25 protein-coding genes are annotated in these 20,209 nt (G+C 27.0%); 3 read left to right on the top strand and 22 right to left on the bottom strand.

Annotation, left to right across the window (positions count from 1 at the left end; genetic code table 11):
• Positions 1–40: 40 nt before the first annotated feature.
• The 22 genes from hisC to QU666_RS06680 form a co-directional block, all read right to left on the bottom strand.
• Positions 41–1,120 (bottom strand): histidinol-phosphate transaminase, encoded by a 1,080-nt coding sequence (hisC, locus tag QU666_RS06785; protein ID WP_021768660.1) that lies wholly within the window; start codon positions 1,118–1,120, stop codon positions 41–43.
• Positions 1,121–1,138: 18 nt separating this feature from the next.
• On the bottom strand, positions 1,139–1,831 hold the full coding sequence (locus QU666_RS06780; protein ID WP_021768659.1) for a hypothetical protein: 693 nt from the start codon (positions 1,829–1,831) through the stop codon (positions 1,139–1,141).
• A 49-nt stretch (positions 1,832–1,880) separates the two neighbouring features.
• Entirely contained in the window at positions 1,881–2,027 is a 147-nt protein-coding gene (locus QU666_RS06775; protein WP_021768658.1) for a hypothetical protein, read from the bottom strand.
• A gap of 242 nt (positions 2,028–2,269) precedes the next feature.
• On the bottom strand, positions 2,270–3,550 hold the full coding sequence (gene hisD, locus QU666_RS06770) for a histidinol dehydrogenase (RefSeq protein ID WP_021768657.1): 1,281 nt from the start codon (positions 3,548–3,550) through the stop codon (positions 2,270–2,272).
• Between the two features lie 61 nt (positions 3,551–3,611).
• Complete coding sequence (gene hisG, locus QU666_RS06765; RefSeq protein ID WP_021768656.1) at positions 3,612–4,229, bottom strand: ATP phosphoribosyltransferase; 618 nt, start codon at positions 4,227–4,229, stop codon at positions 3,612–3,614.
• Position 4,230: 1 nt separating this feature from the next.
• Complete coding sequence (locus QU666_RS06760) at positions 4,231–5,364, bottom strand: ATP phosphoribosyltransferase regulatory subunit (protein WP_021768655.1); 1,134 nt, start codon at positions 5,362–5,364, stop codon at positions 4,231–4,233.
• Between the two features lie 216 nt (positions 5,365–5,580).
• On the bottom strand, positions 5,581–5,988 hold the full coding sequence (locus QU666_RS06755; protein ID WP_021768654.1) for a hypothetical protein: 408 nt from the start codon (positions 5,986–5,988) through the stop codon (positions 5,581–5,583).
• Between the two features lie 152 nt (positions 5,989–6,140).
• Positions 6,141–7,754: a DUF4435 domain-containing protein gene (locus QU666_RS06750; protein ID WP_021768653.1), complete on the bottom strand. Its 1,614-nt coding sequence runs from the start codon at positions 7,752–7,754 to the stop codon at positions 6,141–6,143.
• Positions 7,755–7,830: 76 nt separating this feature from the next.
• Positions 7,831–8,028: a hypothetical protein gene (locus QU666_RS06745; RefSeq protein ID WP_021768652.1), complete on the bottom strand. Its 198-nt coding sequence runs from the start codon at positions 8,026–8,028 to the stop codon at positions 7,831–7,833.
• Positions 8,029–8,193: 165 nt separating this feature from the next.
• Positions 8,194–8,727, bottom strand: a complete 534-nt coding sequence (locus QU666_RS06740; protein WP_036070180.1) for an NUDIX domain-containing protein — start codon at positions 8,725–8,727, stop codon at positions 8,194–8,196.
• A gap of 140 nt (positions 8,728–8,867) precedes the next feature.
• Positions 8,868–9,950: a dihydropteroate synthase gene (folP, locus tag QU666_RS06735; protein WP_021768650.1), complete on the bottom strand. Its 1,083-nt coding sequence runs from the start codon at positions 9,948–9,950 to the stop codon at positions 8,868–8,870.
• A 68-nt stretch (positions 9,951–10,018) separates the two neighbouring features.
• A complete protein-coding gene (locus tag QU666_RS06730; protein ID WP_021768649.1) occupies positions 10,019–11,404 on the bottom strand; it encodes a folylpolyglutamate synthase/dihydrofolate synthase family protein in 1,386 nt (461 codons plus the stop codon).
• A gap of 66 nt (positions 11,405–11,470) precedes the next feature.
• Positions 11,471–11,713, bottom strand: coding sequence for a T6SS immunity protein Tdi1 domain-containing protein (locus QU666_RS06725; RefSeq protein ID WP_021768648.1), 243 nt, complete (start codon positions 11,711–11,713; stop codon positions 11,471–11,473).
• Between the two features lie 47 nt (positions 11,714–11,760).
• Entirely contained in the window at positions 11,761–12,018 is a 258-nt protein-coding gene (locus QU666_RS06720; protein ID WP_232218403.1) for a GAD-like domain-containing protein, read from the bottom strand.
• Positions 12,019–12,057: 39 nt separating this feature from the next.
• Complete coding sequence (locus QU666_RS06715) at positions 12,058–12,531, bottom strand: hypothetical protein (protein ID WP_021768646.1); 474 nt, start codon at positions 12,529–12,531, stop codon at positions 12,058–12,060.
• 10 nt (positions 12,532–12,541) lie between these two features.
• Positions 12,542–14,008, bottom strand: a complete 1,467-nt coding sequence (locus QU666_RS06710; RefSeq protein WP_021768645.1) for a hypothetical protein — start codon at positions 14,006–14,008, stop codon at positions 12,542–12,544.
• Between the two features lie 35 nt (positions 14,009–14,043).
• The gene (gene folE / locus QU666_RS06705; RefSeq protein ID WP_021768644.1) at positions 14,044–14,634 is read right to left on the bottom strand and encodes a GTP cyclohydrolase I FolE; all 591 of its coding nucleotides are present in this window, start codon (positions 14,632–14,634) and stop codon (positions 14,044–14,046) included.
• 437 nt (positions 14,635–15,071) lie between these two features.
• Positions 15,072–15,560, bottom strand: a complete 489-nt coding sequence (gene folK, locus QU666_RS06700; protein ID WP_021769789.1) for a 2-amino-4-hydroxy-6-hydroxymethyldihydropteridine diphosphokinase — start codon at positions 15,558–15,560, stop codon at positions 15,072–15,074.
• A gap of 28 nt (positions 15,561–15,588) precedes the next feature.
• The gene (gene folB, locus QU666_RS06695) at positions 15,589–15,915 is read right to left on the bottom strand and encodes a dihydroneopterin aldolase (RefSeq protein ID WP_304984789.1); all 327 of its coding nucleotides are present in this window, start codon (positions 15,913–15,915) and stop codon (positions 15,589–15,591) included.
• 152 nt (positions 15,916–16,067) lie between these two features.
• Entirely contained in the window at positions 16,068–16,970 is a 903-nt protein-coding gene (gene galU / locus QU666_RS06690; protein ID WP_021769791.1) for a UTP--glucose-1-phosphate uridylyltransferase GalU, read from the bottom strand.
• Positions 16,971–17,018: 48 nt separating this feature from the next.
• A complete protein-coding gene (locus tag QU666_RS06685) occupies positions 17,019–17,567 on the bottom strand; it encodes a hypothetical protein (RefSeq protein ID WP_021769792.1) in 549 nt (182 codons plus the stop codon).
• A 240-nt stretch (positions 17,568–17,807) separates the two neighbouring features.
• On the bottom strand, positions 17,808–18,341 hold the full coding sequence (locus QU666_RS06680) for a PH domain-containing protein (RefSeq protein ID WP_021769793.1): 534 nt from the start codon (positions 18,339–18,341) through the stop codon (positions 17,808–17,810).
• Positions 18,342–18,544: 203 nt separating this feature from the next.
• Here QU666_RS06680 and QU666_RS06675 point away from each other — a divergent pair, with 203 nt between their 5' ends.
• The 3 genes from QU666_RS06675 to mscL all read left to right on the top strand — a co-directional run bounded on the left by QU666_RS06675 (position 18,545) and on the right by mscL (position 20,169).
• Positions 18,545–19,222 (top strand): XRE family transcriptional regulator, encoded by a 678-nt coding sequence (locus QU666_RS06675; protein ID WP_021769794.1) that lies wholly within the window; start codon positions 18,545–18,547, stop codon positions 19,220–19,222.
• Positions 19,223–19,259: 37 nt separating this feature from the next.
• On the top strand, positions 19,260–19,604 hold the full coding sequence (locus QU666_RS06670) for a hypothetical protein (RefSeq protein ID WP_021769795.1): 345 nt from the start codon (positions 19,260–19,262) through the stop codon (positions 19,602–19,604).
• A gap of 163 nt (positions 19,605–19,767) precedes the next feature.
• Positions 19,768–20,169 carry a large-conductance mechanosensitive channel protein MscL gene (gene mscL / locus QU666_RS06665; RefSeq protein WP_021769797.1) on the top strand — a complete coding sequence of 134 codons (402 nt, stop codon included), beginning with the start codon at positions 19,768–19,770 and terminating at the stop codon, positions 20,167–20,169.
• Positions 20,170–20,209: the final 40 nt, after the last annotated feature.

The following is a 20,209-nucleotide window of genomic DNA, read 5'->3' as shown; positions in this document are numbered from 1 at the left end:
GAATTACCCCCTTGCATATTCATTTTATTTTTAATTTACATTATTTTTCCAACAAATCTTCCAATTTCTCAATAAAAATCCGCATTTCCTCATCCGTCCCAATTGTAACCCTCAAATAATTATCAATTCTATCTTTTGTAAAATATCTTACTAAAACTCCATTTTCTTTTAGCTGTTTATACAAATCGCCTGCGAAAACTTTGTTGTGAGAAATAAAAATAAAATTAGCACTTGAATTTAACACTTTAAATCCTAATTTTTTCAATTTTTCAACCGTTATTTCTCTAGTCTGAATAATTTTAGCATTAGTTTTTTCAAAATATTCATCATCCTTAAACGACTCAATTCCAGCTTCAATTGAAATTCTGTCGATTGTGTATGAGTTAAATGAAAATTTCAGTCTATTCAACCCTTCAATTATATTTTCGGAGCCAAGTGCATATCCAAGCCGTATTCCCGCCATAGAACGTGATTTTGAAAATGTTTGAACTACAAGAACGTTATCGTATTTATTTATTAATTTTACAGCACTTTCTGCCCCAAAGTCAACATACGCTTCATCAATAACAGCCAATTGATTTGGATTTTTTTTTATTATTTCTTCAATTTCATTCAATTTTAAAGCAATCGAAGTTGGTGCATTCGGATTTGTGATAATTATATGCCCATTCAAGCCAAAATATTTTTGAATTTCAATTTCAAAACTATCATTTAAAGGAATTTTGACTTCCTTCACATTAAATAAATCGGCATAAACTGGATAAAAACTGTATGTAATATCGGGATAATACACTTTATCTCCCGCATTAAAAAATGTCATAAAAATAAATGCCAGAACTTCATCCGATCCATTTCCAATAAACACCTGTTTATGTGTAACTTTATCGTTTATTTTATTAGAAAAATATTCAGCAATAACTTTTGCAAGCTCCATTACATCTGGATCTGGATACAATTTCAAATCTTCCAAATTCATAGATTTTATTTTTTCTATAACTTTCGCTGATGGCGGATAAGGATTTTCATTTGTATTAAGTTTAATATATTTTTTGTCTTTAGGCTGCTCTCCCGGTATGTAAGGCTCTATTTCTTTTATTTTATCATTCCAAAATTTACTCATTTATATTCCTCTTTTCATTTAATCATCATTTGTATTAAACCCATTCATAATTTCATTTAGATAAGTATTAAAATCATACTCTAATTCCCATTTTCCATTAATTTTTTTTACTTCTATTTCTGAATAATTTTCATCATAATCAAAATTGTTCAGCTTTTCTTTAATTTCTTCATCAAGATATTTATAAAATTTATCAAATTTTATTTTATTAATTTTTTCTATATTTTCAAGTTCTTTGTATGAAATATTAGCTTTTTCAATTGCTTCATCAATAATTTTATCAGTATCAATATTATCTATATCTTTAAATTTCGATACTATTTTAACTTTTGCTTTATTTTTTTCTGAAAATGAAATTTCATTAACAAAAATTTTTAAATTATCAATTTCACCTAAAAAATTTTTTCCCATAACTTCATTTATTTTATTAAAATACTCTTTTGCAGCCTGTTTTTGTTTTTTAGGAACATTTTTCACCAATTCATCAATTGATTTATTCATATATTCACGATAAAGTCCTTTTATAGTTTTTTTACCTTCTGTATTATATCTTTCAATTATTTCTTTATTTACAAGATTCTCAATTTCTTTACTATCCCTATCAACTTCACTTTGTGAAATTTTAACCCCACTTTTTACATAAACCTCATAATTACTTTGTGCCATTCCCAATGTTCCCAAAATAAACAATCCTAGTAGTATTTTTTTCATTAATTCCTCCAATATTTTGTTATTATTTTTTTATTTTAATTTATTTGTTTTATACTGTATTTTGCAAAAAATCTAAAATATTTATATGCCTAATTCCATCTTCGCTCAAATCTATTTCATCCATCGAAATTATAAACTTATGAAAATTATCCTTGACTTTTTTCAATTTTTTCAAGTATTCAGTTTTTTTAATCATAAAATCACCTCATACAAAGTATACCAAAAAAAGAAAAATAATCAATTTTTTTATTTTCAAATCAAAAAACTTTCAAATTTCACAATTTTTTCTTTTCTAAAATAAAAATTTCCAAAAATTAAATACTTTTTATTTTAAAAATGAAAAATTTTAATATTTTGAAAAAGCCTGAAAACTAGAAATTTATAATTTTCAATCTTATAAAAATTATTAAAAATCTGTTTTCAGACAAATTCTATTTTTTATTTATCAAATCTTTTTGAAACTGAACGAGCATGTGCTGTAAGCCCTTCATTTTCAGCAAATCTAATTACTTTATCCTTAACTTCTTCAAGTCCTTGTTTTGAATAGTAAATAAACGAAGATTTTTTAACGAAATCGTCTACTGAGAGTGGAGAAGAGAATTTGGCAGTACCGCTTGTCGGCAATGTGTGATTTGGGCCTGCTAGATAATCTCCAATTGGTTCAGGCGTGTTGTGTCCCATAAATATTGATCCTGCGTTTTTTATTCTTGGCAATAATTCAAATGGATTTTCTACTGCCAGTTCCAAATGTTCCGGTGCAACATAATTGCTTACAAAGACAGCATCATCCATATTGTCTACAATAACTATTCTTCCCTGAGTTTCAATCGATGTCCTTGCAATTTCCTCTCTTGGCAATTCCTTTAACTGCTTTTCCAATTCCTTAGTAACTTCATTTGCCAACTTTTCAGAAGTCGTAACTAATATGCAGGCTGCCAGTTTGTCGTGTTCCGCCTGTGACAATAAATCTGCCGCTGTATGAACTGGGTCTGCACTTTCATCAGCAATTATAAGCACTTCACTCGGTCCTGCTATCATGTCAATCGAAACTTCCCCATAAACCATTTTTTTAGCCATTGCAACGTAAATATTTCCTGGCCCGCCAATCTTATATACCTTTGGAATAGTTTCCGTACCATAACTAAGAGCAGCTATTGACTGAGCTCCACCCACTTTAAAGATTCTGTCAACTCCAGAAATTTTTGCCGCAACAAGAATAGAGGATAAAATTGTTCCATCTGCAGTTGGAGGTGTTACCATTATAATTTCATCACATCCAGCAATTTTAGCTGGAACTGCATTCATAAGCACAGTCGAAGGATAAGCCGCTGTTCCACCAGGTACATAAAGTCCAACTTTTTCAATCGGATTAACTACTTGCCCCAAAATTACGCCATTTTCCTGTCTTATTAAAAAATCATTCCTAACTTGCTTTTCGTGAAATTTCTTGATGTTGTGGTGTGAATACTGAATAACTTCCATTAATTCCTTGTCAATTGTGTCAAAGGCTTTTTGAATTTCCTCCTGTGTAACTTCCAGATTTTCCAGTTTTACACCATCAAATTTTTCAGTATACTCTATCAAAGCCTTATCTCCTCTAGCTTTAACATCTTTCAGAATGCTTTCCACAGTTTCATTTACATCATCGTACGAAAACTGGCTTCTAGCAAGCTCCTTTTCCAAATCAACATTTTTTGAATACTTTATTGTCTTAATCATAACGCATCACTCCATTTCACTTTTTTATTATATTTAAAATATTTTTATCAATTTTTTTATTTTACAAAATTTCTTTTATCTTATTAACAATTTCCTCAATTTTTTTATTCTTAAATCTGTAACTTGACTTATTGGCAACAAATCTGGCACTTATATCTTCGATGTTTGTAAGAATCTTCAAATTATTTTCCTTCAAAGTTGTCCCAGTTTCAACTATATCCATTATCACATCAGAAAGTCCCAGAATTGGGGCTATTTCGATAGAACCATTTAATTTTATAAGCTCTACATCCCTATTAATTGAGTCAAAATATTTTTTCGCCACATTAAGATACTTTGTTGCAACCACAAGAGGTCTATCGAAATTTTCCTTAAAATCCATCGGTCCTGCAAGCGAAAACCTGCATTTCCCAAATCCCAAGTCCATTAATTCATATACATCAGGATCTTCTTCAAGCAGTATATCCCTTCCTACAACTCCAATATCCGCACTTCCCTTTTCGACATAAACCCCTACATCCGACGGCTTCACTAAAAGAAATCTAATATTTTTTTCCTCATTCTCAAAAATCAATTTCCTATTATCTTCCTTCATTTCCAAACTTTCATAACCTATTTTCTCAAATAAATTATACACTTTATTTCCTAATCTCCCTTTAGGAAGAGCTATATTTATCATACTATTCCTCCTTTTTCAATTCCCCGTTTTGAAAAACATATTTCTCATCAAAATTAAAAATTTCAAAATCACTTTTACCTAAATTCTCAATATTTTCCGTCCTTATTCTAAGCCCCTTTTTCTGAAAATCACTCACAATTTCCACCAATTTTTCAAAATCACTGTTATCATAAGCAATCAAAACCTCAAAATCTTTTTTATCCCTATCCTTATAATACCCTTTCAATCCATCAGTCAAAATCGCAAATCCAACTGCTCCAGTATCAACTCCAAATTTTTCAAACAATTTGTCGTATCTGCCACCAGTTAAAATTACGTTTGGAAAGCCTTCAATATACCCTTGCAAAATAATTCCGTTGTAATAATTTAGATTTTTTACAACAGAAAAGTCAAATATAATTTTTGATTTCTTGTAAAATTTCATCAATAAACTGTTTAGCTGTTTAAGTTCAGATAATATTTTTTTCGTATTGACATTTATTTCATATTTTAAAAGTTCCTTTTCAATATTTTCTAAATTCCCCGACAATTCAGGAATTTTATAAATTAATTTTTTCACATTTTCTGAAATATGTTCATTTCTTTTTAGTATTTTTTGTATATCGTGGCTGTTTTTTCTATTAATGCAATCCAATATTTCTTCTTTTATTTCATATTCCAAATCAAAATTTTCAAAAATCGAAGAAATAAATCCCGCATGCGATAAAACAATCATACTTTTTTTATTTATAATATCCAGACTTTTTACTGCAAGATTAATAATCTCAAAATCCAAAAATGTCGATTCTTTTCCAATTAATTCAATCCCCAGCTGTTCATCCTCTTCGTAACCAACATATTTTGTCAAATTGTAAGTATTTTCCTGATAATAAATTTTACTGTATTTCAAAGACTGATCTTTAGACACCTTTTTAGCAACCGACAACGTAATATCGGGTCTCAACGCTAACAATTTTCCATTCGGACTCATAACAGTCAATACATTTCTATCAATAAAATCCTTATTTTCATTATATAAATCATATTCCTCAAAACTCGGAAGAGAAATCTTTTTATATCCATACGAATCATACATTTTCCGTATATTTAGTAACACTAAATCTTTTTTACTCATATTTTTTATATAATTTTTCATAATTTACTTCACTTTCCACACCTGTTTTACTTCTATCTTACCATATAATCAAAATAATTGCAAAAAAAGGAAGTTTTTATACTTCCTTACTCTTTTTACAATAGATTCCCTTCTTTATTTGATACCATCTTTTTGAACTACGGTGTATTATTTTTACTATATTTTCTCTGCTTTAATTTTACTATTCAAATTTGTTTTCCCTGTCTTAATATTATTTTAATATCCAAAATTAGGATTTTCAATTACCCATTTTCCATTCTTCCTATTAGCCTCTAAAATTTCTTTTCTTCCGACATATTTTCCATTTTTCGTTATTTTGGCAAACTCTTCATCCATAATTTCCATTTGAATTTCTCCCATTATTTCAAAAAATTTTTTCATTGCTTTTTCATCTTTTTCTGAAATTGACTTTGAATATTTTTCCATTGTTTTTCCTGTTTTTTTCTTAAAGGCAGCATCAAGTTTTTTAGAACTCTCCTCGGCTTTTTCTAGCATTTTATCGATACTATTCATACTTTTCATTTCATCCATATTAATAGGAAATCCCAATTTAACTTTTACATAAGTTTTATTTTCAGAAATATAATTTGCTATAAATTGAATTCGTTCATTTGAATTTTTCAATCACATTCCCCTCCTTTAAAATAACTCCAAGTATTGAAAATATTCTTAGCAACTTAGAGTTTTTGAATTTTTTTACATTTAGTAGTGTATATTCACTTTTCTTATTATTATCACAATTAATTTTTAATAAATTTTAGAATGATTAAATATAATTATATAGGGATATCTTCTGGTAAATACGGAATTATAGCATTAATAATATCATTTGCTTTTTCTCCTTTTATTTGTCTCAGTATAAAATTTTGATATTCTTTATTATTTATTTCCAAAAAATGCCCTATTGATTTTGAAAGCGACTTGCAATTAAAAACTTTTAAAATATCTTTATATACATGAGAATCTAAAATTTGTTTAAATTTGTGTGTTTGTTCTATTTTTATATTATCATATGATATTTCGTTAAAGGCGTTATCTAAAGTTTCTTTTGCTTTTTCTTCATTTACTTTTGATATAGATGCTGTATTGAGTTTGAACTTTAACTCGGATACGATTGCTTCACATGTTTGTTTATCAATTTCTTTAGCAAAGCGTTCTTCAATAATATATTTTTTAATATCCTCTATTCTTGAATTATTATCAAATTCCATAATCTTATTAACAGCACAAAGTAATTCTTCTGTTAAAAATAAATTTTCTACCTCTGCTACTTCTAGAGCAAAAATATTGTCTCTTTTGTAAACCTCTATCTCATAATCATTTCGATAATCACGATCTATTATTCCATAACACTTTAAATGATGTAATTGTTCATTGGCATTCATAGATTTTGTTTGAGTTATAACTGAACTACAACTACCACATGGTATTATGTAATAGTCTTTATATATTTCAGAATATAGTTTAGTATCATAACTATCACTTGTTCCTTCTACAAATAGAACAGGCTTTCTATTACCTAAAATATCTAATAAAAGTTGTTCTGGAAGATTACTATCTTTTATTTCCTCAAAATTCCAATTTGTACCATCATAATTTTTAATCCATAGTTTTTCTGAATTTTTATGAATAGCTGCAAATTGAGTATCATGTGTAATATAAATAAAAAAACAGTCTTCTCTTTCAGCTTCAATGGAGGTCCAAAGTTTATCTATAATGGAACGATGTAAATGAATTTCAGGTTCATCAATTATAATTATTTTATCTTTAGGGATACATAGACACTGTGCTATAAGATATAAGACAACTCTTTCTCCATCACTCATGTCTCTACCTTCATATTCAAAATCATTTAAGATACCTATAACTTTTCCATCTTTAATATCTATTGTCCTATGTGAAGAAAATATAGTATTCCAAATTCTTTTTAGTTTATCTAAAACCATTTCAGGAACTTTATCATGCTTTTCTCCTTGCAATTCTTTTTGTTTACAATCTTTTATAAATTTGTCCTGTTGTTTTGTTTGCATTGCAATTAAGGCTGAAAGTGCATTTTCGTAATCCTTAAGCATAGATGTTATATTATTATATTTTTCTCCATCCCATTCCCAACGATAATTATGATTTTGTGAAGGAGTTTCATTACCATAAGTAAGTAAATTTATAGCTGCTTCATAAGGTTTTAGATTTATATATTTATTAAACGTTAATGAACGTTGAGCACTTATTCTATGGACTTTATCTAGATTGTTTTGTTCTATCCAAGCTCCTAATCTGCTTTTTCCAGAACCATTTGCTCCTATTATAATCATAGATTGATAATTTGTTTCTTTTTCATTAGGGGTGTTATTCTGATCTGGTAATATATATTTATAACTTTTTTCTTTCATAATTCATATTTCCTTTCAATATGCTTATTATAATTTTTCAATTTGTTATAGGCTTTTCTAATTTTGGTATTGTAATCTAATTTATTTTTTCTATCAATCCAAACATTTCTTCTTTTGAATATATTTTGCTGACCTCTTTTTCAATTTGAGAATTATAACTTTGAATAACATTTTGAAATATTTTTGCCGATGGTTCTATTTCTATTCGATATTTTCCCTGCGTAAAAGTTGATAAACTTAGCAATACAAATAAACTTAAAATTATTTTTTTCATATTATTCACGTCTCCTTTTTTATGAATTTACCTTTATTATAAAAAACTCTATTTTTTTACTTCCTTATCATTATAAACAAATCATCTGAAGCTTCCTACAAAGCTCTTTCTTGTATAATTTGATTTGACAGATCTTATATATTATATTGTACCTCATCATTCCTATTATTCCAAATACTTATAATACCCCTTAAATTCCTCATCAGACTCATTTTCTCCTAGCAAAAACCATTCCAATTCAGCCTTTTGCGCTTCTCTATCTTCATCCAAAATAAGTTTATATCGAAAATCAATATGAATATGCTCCCCTTCACTTTTCACAGGATTTTCAGGAATATCAATCACATTAACATCAATCAATCCAAAATTTTGCATATTTTCATCAACTTTCGCAAAAAATGCAGTTTCTTCCAAAAATTCACGGATAGCAGTATCCAAAGGCATTTCACCATTTTCTACATGTCCTGCTGGCAGTAAAATAGTTTTTAAATACGGATGTTTTATAAAATAGCATTTATTTTTATTAAAAACAACTGCACTTGCTGATAAATGAACTTTTGATTTTCTGTTCGTTAAATCCTCTATTTTCATTTGTGATAATATTTCCGAAATTTTTTCAATTTTTGTTTTCAATTCAGGCTCGTATTCTGCTAAATTTTGTAAATGTTTTTTCAAAAAATTTATATTTTCAATTTTCAAAATCTTCTCCTTTTGGATATTTTCTTTAATTTTATAGTAAAACCAGTTTAAAACAGAACTCAAAGGCTATGACTATTTACTCAAACCCTAAGTTTGTATAATTTTTAATAGTTTAATTTTAAACGGGTTCGAGTATAAAATTAAATTTTATTATAAACTTCCAACATATTCAAAATATCCCTAGTTTCCTTTACATCATGAACTCTTAAAATCCTTCCACCATCTTGGACCATCAGACCCTCAAACATCAATGTTCCCATAAGTCTTTCTTCCAGCGACAGCCCAAATATTTTTTCATTAAAACTTTTTCTTGAAATTGCAATCATAATTGGTAATTTCATATCTCGCAAATATTTTACCGACTTAATTCTTTCCATATCTTCAGGTGTATTCATGCTGTTATTTGAAGAATATCCAACTCCTGGATCTATCGAAATTTTTTCTCTTTCAATTCCAGTTTCTAAAATTGCTTTTACCCGCTCATCAAAATAATTTTCCAAATAATTTTTCAAGTTCGGAATTTCATCAAACCGTCCATTATTCATAACAACCAACGCAGGTTTATATTTTTCAACTAATTTCAATTTCTTTTCCGAAGTAAATCCGTTAAAATCATTAATAATATCAATACCCGCATCCAGTCCTTTTTCAATAACTTCCTCAGTATCACTGTCCAAAGCCAGCACAATATCTGGAAACTCCTTTTTCACAGCCTCAATATATTTTTCAATCCGATTCCATTCTTCTTCTGCCGAAATATCATCAAAATTAGGCTTCGACGATTTCCCCCCAAATTCAAATATCTTAGCCCCATTTCTAACATCTTCTTCAATTCGCTTCAAAACCTTATCTAGACTCGAATTTCTCCCACCATCATAAAATGAATCTGGAGTAATATTCAAAATTGAATAAATAACCGACTCAGTTGTCAAATCAAACTCAAACCTATTCCCCTTCCAAATCAGTCTATTTTCTTGTAAAATCTCTTCCAATTTTTCAATTTCCTTTTCAAATTCAAAACTATTTTCTATTTTCAAAATCTCAACTAACTGTTTTAATTCTGAATATTTAAAAATGGTTGTAATCCATTCATTTTTATTAAATGAAAAAATATTTTTTTCTTCCAAAAAATTTTCAAATTTACGTAGTTCTTCTCTATTTCCATTAAATTCAATAACAATATTTTTTGAATCCTTATTCTTAATTTCATTGATTTTAATCATTTTTTTATTTCTTTCCCTTCTTAAATGATATGTCTGTTTTTTCCGTTTTAATATTTATTCTGATTAAATTAAAAATATTTTTCAATAACCTTCTTTACTTCTCCTAACAAGTAAAATGATCCAACTACAAAAATACACTCATCTTCATTCTCCCTCAATTCCAATGCTTTCAAAAAAGCCTTTTCAATATTTTTTTCAGAAATTATAATATTTTTAGAGTTTTCAATTTTTTTATCTTCAAAATATTGTTCCAAAATCTCTGAATCCAATTTTCTTTCTTCATTATTCGGCTCTGTCAATATAAAATTATCCCCAGCCATTTTTAAAAGATTCACACATTTCTCCACTTCCTTATCCTTTAAAAATCCAACTACAAAAAATTTTTTTCTATTATCAAAATTCTTTTTAACATAATCTACAAATGCTTCGAGACTATCCTCATTATGTGCCACATCCAAATACACATTTTTAATTTCCTCAACTTTTTCCATCCGTCCTGCAATTTGTAATGTTCCCAAAGCTCTATCTAATATTTCATCCGTATTTTCTACACTATTTTTAGAATTGTCAAAAAATCTAAAATACCACGTTAAAACTGTCGCTAGATTCTCCAGCTGTTGTTCACCTTTTAGCCCAAATTTAAAAAAATACTCATTATTTTTAAAATTTTTCCCAAAATTATAATTTCCAATTATTTCAGCTCTAACTTTATCTTGAAATTCTGAACCATTTTCAAAGTTTAAATCTTCTTTTTCGTAAATATTTTGGCTATTTTCTTCTATATTTTCGACTTTTTCAATTTTTATATTTTTTTCAGCTAAAAAAATATCACAATTTTTATATTTTGCTTCTTTTTCCAAAATTTCATAAACTACATTTCTCTGATTTGGAGCAATTATAACATTGCTCTGTTTTCTTATAATTTTTGATTTTGTTTGACAAATTTCCTCAATCGTATTCCCCAAAATATTTTTATGATCAATCCCAATCTTTGTAAAAATAGTATAATCAATTTTTGAAACTGCATTCGTTGCATCCAGTTCCCCTCCAAGCCCACATTCCAAAATCAAAACATTCACATTCTTATTTTTAAAATGTATCATCGCAATCAAAAACACCATTTCAAAATACGATAAATCATTTTCCAAATCCAAACTCAGCTCATTCAAAACCAGTCTTAACTTATTTTTACAATCTTCAAATTCCAGCTCAGTAATTTCAACTCCATTAACCTTAATCAATTCGTAAATTGTCGTTATTTGAGGACTCGTAAATAACCCAACTTTATATCCCATTTCACAAAAAATGCTATTAATCATATAACAAGTCGAACCTTTTCCATTCGTCCCGCTAACATGAATAACCTGAATATCACTCGCTGGATTATTCATTTTGTCTAAAATTTTTTCAAGCAATTTTACTCTTTTCTTTTCCCCATATAATGATTCTTTCATCACTTTTTTCTCCTATTTTTGTAAAATTATCATTTATTAAGTTTATTTTGATATTCCAGTTTAATTCTAATCATCTATTCCTACTTTCCCCACAAGCTCCGTAATCAGGTAAATATGTGTCAAAGTATCCCCTTTATCTAAATTATCAACACTTTTCTTCCCACCTAACCCTAATAATGGAACAAAACAAAAACTTTGATTATACTCTAATTCTCCATATTTTTTTACAGCCTTTTCATATAAATTTAAATCAAAAAATTCATTTCTAAGACTATCTTCAGTGTATATATCTGTAAAAAAGAAATCCATTCCAGAATCTATTATATCAAAATCTTCTTCCCTGTAAAAAATTATTCCTATATATTATTATTTTCCCAAGTTATCACATCAGCAAAAGCTGTTGTAAACAAAGGTATTGATTCTTTCCCACTAAAATAAGTCTCTTCTACCAATTCTTTGTAATCATCTGGATTTATTACTCTTAGATACCCATTCAAAAAATTTCCCAATCCATAATTTTTCCAGATTTCTATAATCTCATTTAGTACTTGTCCTTTATATTTTTCAATAATTTCTTTTGGCATTTCTTTTTCTTTTTTAAAATCTCTTAACATTTTACTTCCTCTCATAAATACTCTAAAAAATTAATTTTATTATTTGTATTTATCCATTATCCACTTATTCTTAATATAATTTTCTTTTATTTTTTCAGTATTTCCTTTATCAAAAAAATCTTTTATAACTTCACAAACAAATTCTTTATCTTCTACGAACATATTTAAAGGAACTTTATGCAGATTATTGTCTATTAAATCTGGATAATTTGGATAATATGTCAATGCTATCGGTGCATTTGGATTTATATAATAATAATATTCATAATCTTCTTCCTCATCTTCATCAAATACTTCCAAAAAAATTTTTCCATTTAGTATTTTTATGCTTAAACTTTTAGATATATAATGATTATTTTCTACTACATCAATCAAATCTAACCCTGCTCCTTGTGAAACATATTTAAATTTTAGTAACTTTTTATATTTTATTTCAAACATTTCTAATGCTTCTTCTAAATCTACTTTATTGCCATTTATTTGTCTTATATAATAATTAGTTCTTTTACACATTTTTTATTGCTCACTTCGTTGTTTTCTTATAAATTCTATCTATTTTCGCTTCAGAGATTAATCCTTTTTTTCCAAATTTTACATAATCATAAGGAAATTTATTTTTGCATTTCCAGTCGAATATTTCCTCTATTTCTGGTTCTATTAACAATTTCATTTCATTTATTTTTTCATTCATATCCGTTTCTTCCGTATAATCATCCCATACGTGAAAAGTAGTTAATCCTTCTTTTTTATTAAATGTTATAAAAACAACAGCATCACTTTCACCAGTTGGTTTTCCTCTATCTAAAATCGAAAAAATTTGTATTTCTTCAACTTCATTTTTTTCTATCATTTCTTTTATTCTTTTATCTGTTGATGTATCTAAATATTTTAATGAATTATCTTGATTTAGCCAACCATCATCTGTTCTTAATTTTACATAATTATTTTCAAATGAATGAAAATCTAAATACCATTTCATCTGTTCATACCATTTTAACTCCTTTTCTTTGTTACCTATATATTTACCTTTTATATATGCCACCCTTATTTCCACCATATACAAATCTTCCTCTTCCATAGAAATATTAGTTGCTCCTTTTCCATTCAGTTTTTCTAGTGCTTCAAAATATGGAGTAAAATCAAAATCCGTCTTATGCATTGTCAAAACATATTCACAATATCTATCTATCGCTTCAGCTGGGTTGCTAAGTATCTTCATATTTTCTATATCGCCATTTTGTATTGCATATACAATTCCATCTTTTAAATGTGTCTTCACAAATAGCGTTGTTTCAATTTCATTTTCATTTCCTTCATATCTTGTATCCAAAAAACTCATAAAATCCGTACATGTTCCGCCCAATGATTTCAAATCAAATTTTGGCATAAATTGTTCCATCCATTTATACCATCTCTTCTGTTTCCCTTTAGGAATTTTGTACGAGTCCATATATTCATCAAAACTATCCCAGCTGTTACGAGGTAATACAGATCCGATTCCACTAGTTCCAAAGCCACTAAACCTATAAAAATAAGCCATCTTTATTTTTTCTGGAAGAGAATGATACCTATTTATTTCTTTAGATATAGTTTTATTTTCCTCTTTATCACATAAGTTATTTCCATAAAAATCTCTTTCAATTTCAATTATTGTATTACTACATTCTAATCCTAAGAAAGTATTTCCCAATTCTCCTTTTTCTGTATACTCTAATTTAGTATCTAAATCTACTCCACCAAAAAGTTTAGAGTTTTCCTTCAAAATTTTTCCAGTTCTAGGCTGATATTTGTATACGTATTTCAATAACCAATCTTTTCCCCATTCTTTAAAAGGCGTCAGTATATCGTATGAATTTTCATTCTTGTAAATATCTTCTTTCAATATTTGTAATAAGTTTTCAGATATATCCTCGTATTTTCGCCAAAAAATATATTCAGAATATTCTTCCATTAATTTATAAAATTTTTCCTTAGTTATTAACTCCATCATATTTTTTCTCCAAACTAAAAAATATCCTTAAAATTTTATTTTATCCCATCCAAAAATTCCTTCTTCTTATCCGCATTCTCCTTAAATTCGCCACTATAAAAAGAAGTTCTAGTCACAGAACCAATTTTATTAACTCCTCTCATTTCAATGCACATGTGTCGTGCCTCAACCACTACAGCAACTCCCAGTGGATTTAGTATTTTTATCAATTTTTTTGCAACATTTACAGTAATTTCTTCCTGAACACTCAGTTTTCGTGAAATAAATTCCACAAGTCTTGGTATCTTGCTAAGTCCAATAACTTTATTATCTCTCGGAATATAAGCAACATGCACCTTTCCAAAAAATGGTAGCATATGATGCTCACACATTGAAAAAAAGGGTATTTCCTTCACAAGTACCATTTCCTGCGAATCGCCTAAATCTACATCAAATAATTTATAATTTTCAAAATCATCTACACTTTTTGTACTCAGAATCTCCTCATACATTTTTGCAACTCTTTTAGGAGTCTCAACAAGCCCTTCTCTATCAGCATCTTCCCCAATATTTATTAAAATTTCACGTACTGCGTTTTCAATATTTTTTAATCTCGTTTCTTTATCTATGTTTTTGTTTTTTTTCATTTTCTTAACCTTTCTTTTTATTTATATAACAAATGCTACTCTTCAATTCATCTTGGCAAATTTTATTCTCATATTTATATGCTCTTAAATAAGTTTAGTATATATTTATTACATGATTTTATCTTCGTAATTTATTATTTATAATAAATGATTACTAACTTAACATTATTCATCTTTAGTAAAGAAGATTAACTCCTTTATAAATAATAGTTATTTAATTATATTTCTAAATTTACTCAATTACATTAATAATTGTTAAATGAGTTTTTACATTTTTTTAGTTTGTCGCAATATATTGTTCTAATTAAAATAATAAAATAATAATTAACGTCCGATAATTTAATTTAAAAATTCAAAAAATATAAGAATTATGATAATTCTTTTTATTGTATTCAATATTTTAATTTGATCTATTAATTTTATAATTATTGGTTTTTTCAAATTTTTTCAATTTTTTGATCCCCTGCTTTAACTAACTCATTTATTTTTTCTGCAATTTCTTCTTTGTCAAAATACTCTCCATCGTAAATTTCAATCAATGGAACTAGTACAAATAATCTATTCATCATTTCCTTATGTGGAATTATCAAATCAGGTTCGTTAATTTTTTTATCTGAAAAAATCAAAATATCAATGTCAATAGTTCTTGGACCCCATCTAATTTCTCTTTTTCTATCCAGTTCAGCTTCAATTTTATTTATAATTTTTAAGATTTCTCTTGCTGAAAAATTAGTTTCAATCTTAATTACTGCATTTAAAAACAAATCCTGCTCTAAATATCCAACAGGAGTTGTTTCATATAATCCTGATTTTTTCAATACCTCAATTCCTTCAGTTTTTTCAATTGCTTCAATAGCTTTTTGAATATATTCTTCTCTTTTTCCAATATTACTGCCCAAACTTAAATAAACTATATCTTTAGCCATTTTTATTTTATCCCTTTCCTTGCTTTGCCTAATCTTTTATCTGAATTTCAACGCTGTCGAAAATTCCATTAATTGGAACTGCCAATTTTCGTATATTTACTTGTACATATTCAATTTTTTCATTCAATTTTTTCATTTCTTTTATAATATCCAAAGCCAATGTTTCCAGCAAATCTACTCTGCTTGCTTTAACAATTTTCTCTATTTTCCTATAACAATCTCCATAACTCAATGTACTATTTATATCATCATTCTCAATAATTTCTTTTGAAAGCGAAATGATTAAATCAATTTCAATATTTTGTCCAATTTTTTTTTCTTCTTCATAAACACCTATATATGAATGAAATTTCATATTATTAATCTTTATTTTATACAATTGAATCTCCCTCATTTTCGATTTAAAATTTGTGTATATTTTAACATATAAAATCTTAAAAATAAATAGCATTCATTCAAAAATAAAAGAGCATAACGCTATTAAACTTATGCTCTTAATATAGAAAATTATAGTTTTTCCACTAAATCTTTCAAGTAATCTTTTACTTTATCTTTTAATTCTTCATGTCTTAATCCAAATTCAACGTTTGCAACAAACATTCCAAATTTATCTCCAGTATCGTATCTTAATCCATCAAAATTATACGCATACAATTTTTCACCATCGTTCTTCATTGCCAAAATTGCATCTGTCAACTGAATTTCTCCACCTTTTCCAGGTTTTGTCCTTTTTAAATATGAAAAAATTTCAGGTTCCAACACATATCGCCCTAATGCAGCAAGATTACTCGGAGCTTCATCAACTGACGGTTTTTCAATGAAATCTTCTACTGCCACTGTTTTTTCGTCAATTTGCTTTAATGGCTTTATTATCCCATATTTTGAGACATTTTCGTGAGGAACTTCCTGTACTCCTAAAATTGTACCGCCTTGTAATTCATTATATTTTTCCACAAGCTGTTTTGTAACAGGATTTTGCCCTTTATCTTTATCTGTATAAATAATATCGTCTCCTAAAAGCACAACAAATGGCTCATCTCCCACAAATGCTTCTGCACAGCTTATTGCATGCCCTAAACCCAATGGTCTTTTCTGACGAACATAATAAATATTTGACATTTCAGAAATATTATTTACGATTTTCAATAAATCTTTTTTCCCTTTTTCTTCTAATGTTTTTTCTAATTCATAAGAATAATCAAAATGATTTTCTATTGATCCCTTATTTCTTCCAGTAATAATAAGAATTTCTTCAATTCCAGCAGCTACAAGTTCTTCTACAAGATACTGTAATGCAGGTTTGTCAACTATTACAAGCATTTCTTTAGGCTGTGCTTTTGTTGCTGGTAAAACTCTCGTCCCAAGTCCAGCGGCTGGAATAACAGCTTTCCTTATTTTTTTTATACTCATATCTAATTTCCCTCCTGAATAATTATAGACTCAAATATGATCAAATTTTTAATATATATGCCCTTCATCAGAATAAGATATTTTTGTTGATGCTAATGGAGCAAACAAATTTATTTTTTCAAAGTATTCTTTTGCCTTTGAATTAACTACTAGCTGATATTCTTTAGTTTTTAAATCATATTCATATTTTCCTATTATTATTATACTTCTTTCATCTGGAAACTGAATATAAAAACGTACTATTTCTTTATCTGGAAGTGGATTTTTCCCCAAATTTTTTGTATCAATTTTTGTAAAGAAATTTTTATAGTCATTAAATTTTTTATAAAAGTCCTTTTTAAATTCATCATTCGATGTTGTTGGACTAACTTTTATTACTATACCTACATTTGCATTATAGTCCTCATCTTCAATAGTATAATATGCCATTTTTATTTTGTCTCTATCACAAAAAATATCATCTGATCGCTTTTCAGATTGTATTTTTTTTATAACTCTATCTAAAAAAGTATCAGGGTTAGAGGCAAAGTTACATGTGCTATTACTAAATCCTTGCATTGCAACTAAAATTAAAAGTGATAATATTAATTTTTTCATTTTATCTACATCCTTCCGATCTATGCTTGACTTTGCAAAATTGAATCATAAAAATTTAGTCTAAATTAGTAAACAATAATAAGTCATAATTTTTGAAATTAAACTAATTTTATTATGTAATTTCAATTTTACCTAATTATATCATAATTTTTAAAATAATACATCAATATTTTATTATTTTATTTAAAATAAATTTTCACGTAAATATTACTTTTCTTGCATTTAAACAACCCAAAATTTTTATTTCAACAACTCTTTCTTTTTTTTGTCAAATTCTACCCGATTTATTACTCCTTCATCTAGTAATTTTTTAAATTTTATTAGTTCGTCAGCAACTGAAGTCTGATTTTTTTTTAAATTCTCAAACTCTTCTATCGAATCATTTACAGCATTTACAAATGGAACAAGCGTTTTTTTCAGTATATTCGTTACTTTAATCATAGAGGCTCCATCCCATATTTCTATTTCTCCAAGAAAAAATCTTTTTCTATATTTTATTGAATTTACTTTACTTAGAGGTATCTCTATTTGATTTACACCAAAAAACATTCCTTTATCTAAGAAAATAATTCTTTTATTTGTTGAAATAACTAACCAAGTATGTCCATCATAAACACCTGAAGTAGCATATGTTATAATTTCATCATCACTAATAATGTTTGGCAACTCCTTAACTTCCTTCTTCGTTCCCCAAATTGCTGCACCACATTTAACCAACATTTCCTTTATATCCTTCAAAGTTCTCATATTTATATTTCCTTTCTTACACATCATTATTTTATATAATTGTACTATGTTTTTATAAATTAATCAAAGAAAATTTTGTACCGATTTAGCAACTAAAAAAGATTTTAAAAAATTTTGTTGCTTTTTAGGAACAAATGGAGTATAATATAATAAATTAAATTTTAAAGTATAATTATCTAACTTAAAACCCTATAAACTTATATATTTTTAAAGTATTGGAGGACTATTTTATGAATATTGGCAAACGTTTAAAAGAATTACGAAAAAACAATAAATTATCAATGGATTCCCTAGTTGAAAAACTAAATAAAGAATACAATTTACGTATAACTAAAAGCATGGTATCACGCTGGGAAAATAATTTATCTGAACCAAGCAACAAATTTGTTACAGCCTATGCAAAATTTTTTAATGTTGATTTAAATTATTTAGCTGGTATAACACATTTTGATTCTAATGAAAAATACAGTACTATATCTCACGGAGAAATAATTCCTGTTGAAATAAGAGAAATTCCAATGTATGGTAAAGCTAGTGCAGGAACAGGATATATAAATCTTTCTGAAGAAATTGGGAGTTATTCTATACCAAAAGATATTTATAAAAATGGTCTTTTTGCAATAAAAGTTGCAGGTGATAGTATGAATGGTTTTGATAAAAGCATCCCAGATGATTCAATTGCTATCGTAGATCCTGAGTTATGTACTAATCCGATAAGTTTAAATGGAAAAGTATGTGTATTTGAATATGATGATGAAACATACATAAAACAACTAATAATAGATAAACAAGGAATTATTAGATTACATTCATTTAACCCTGAGTATGATGATATTGTAATTTTGAACACTGAATTATTATATTGTAAAGGGAGAGTAATTAGAACTTTTGTAGAAAATCAATGGTAAAAACTAAAAATAATTTAAAACTAGAGGAGGATAAAAAATGACATTAGTTAAAGAAGCTATTTCTGCAGTTATTGATGAAAATGGAAATTTTAATTTTGAAAAGGACAAATTAACTTATTTTAAGGAAATAAAAACATATAGTATTGATAAATTAGATAAAGAAGTTCAAAAATACAATCTTTCAAATGATGAAAGAGTAGGAAAACTAAATAAATGGGAAAAAATTCAATATATCAAATGTTTACTTTCTGATACTTTTGTTTATACTGATAACGGCACTATAAGTAATGAAGCTAGAAAAAAACTGTTAATTTCTCTTAACAAAGTATTTTTTAAAACATTAGAAATGCATAAATCAAAAAAACAAAAAAATATATTTTAAAATTAAATTTAAAACGTTTATAAATTCTAGACTTAAATAGTTTAATTTATTATTTGTTATTTGAAAAAATTGAATTACAAAAAAAATTTTATAAAAAAGTTGCAATTCTGTAAAAAATACATTATAATAAACCGTATAAAATTTTGAAAGGAGAATTACTTTAATGTTTAAAGAATTCAAAGAATTTATCTCAAAAGGAAATGTAATGGATTTGGCAGTTGGAGTTATAATTGGTGCTGCTTTTGGAAAAATAGTTACTTCATTGGTTGATGATATAATTATGCCAGTTATTGGAATTATTTTAGGAAAAATTGATTTTTCAAACTTAAAATTTGTTATTACACCTGCTACTGCAACTACTCCAGAAGCTGCAGTAAAATATGGATTATTTATTCAAAATATAGTTAATTTTTTAATTATGGCATTTGTTATTTTCTTAATGGTAAAATTTATCAATAAACTAAGAAAACCTACTGTTGAAATTGCAGAAGAAGTTGCCGAAGCTGTTCCAACAAAAGAAGAAACATTATTAGCAGAAATTAGAGATATTTTAAAAAATAAATAATTTAATCTAAGAAATAATATTACATGTGAACTGTACCAAA

Origin of the sequence: Leptotrichia sp. HMT-225 (assembly GCF_030644325.1) — a bacterium.
GTDB classification, from domain to species: Bacteria; Fusobacteriota; Fusobacteriia; order Fusobacteriales; family Leptotrichiaceae; genus Leptotrichia; species Leptotrichia massiliensis.
This window is presented reverse-complemented; position numbering and strand designations above follow the sequence as displayed.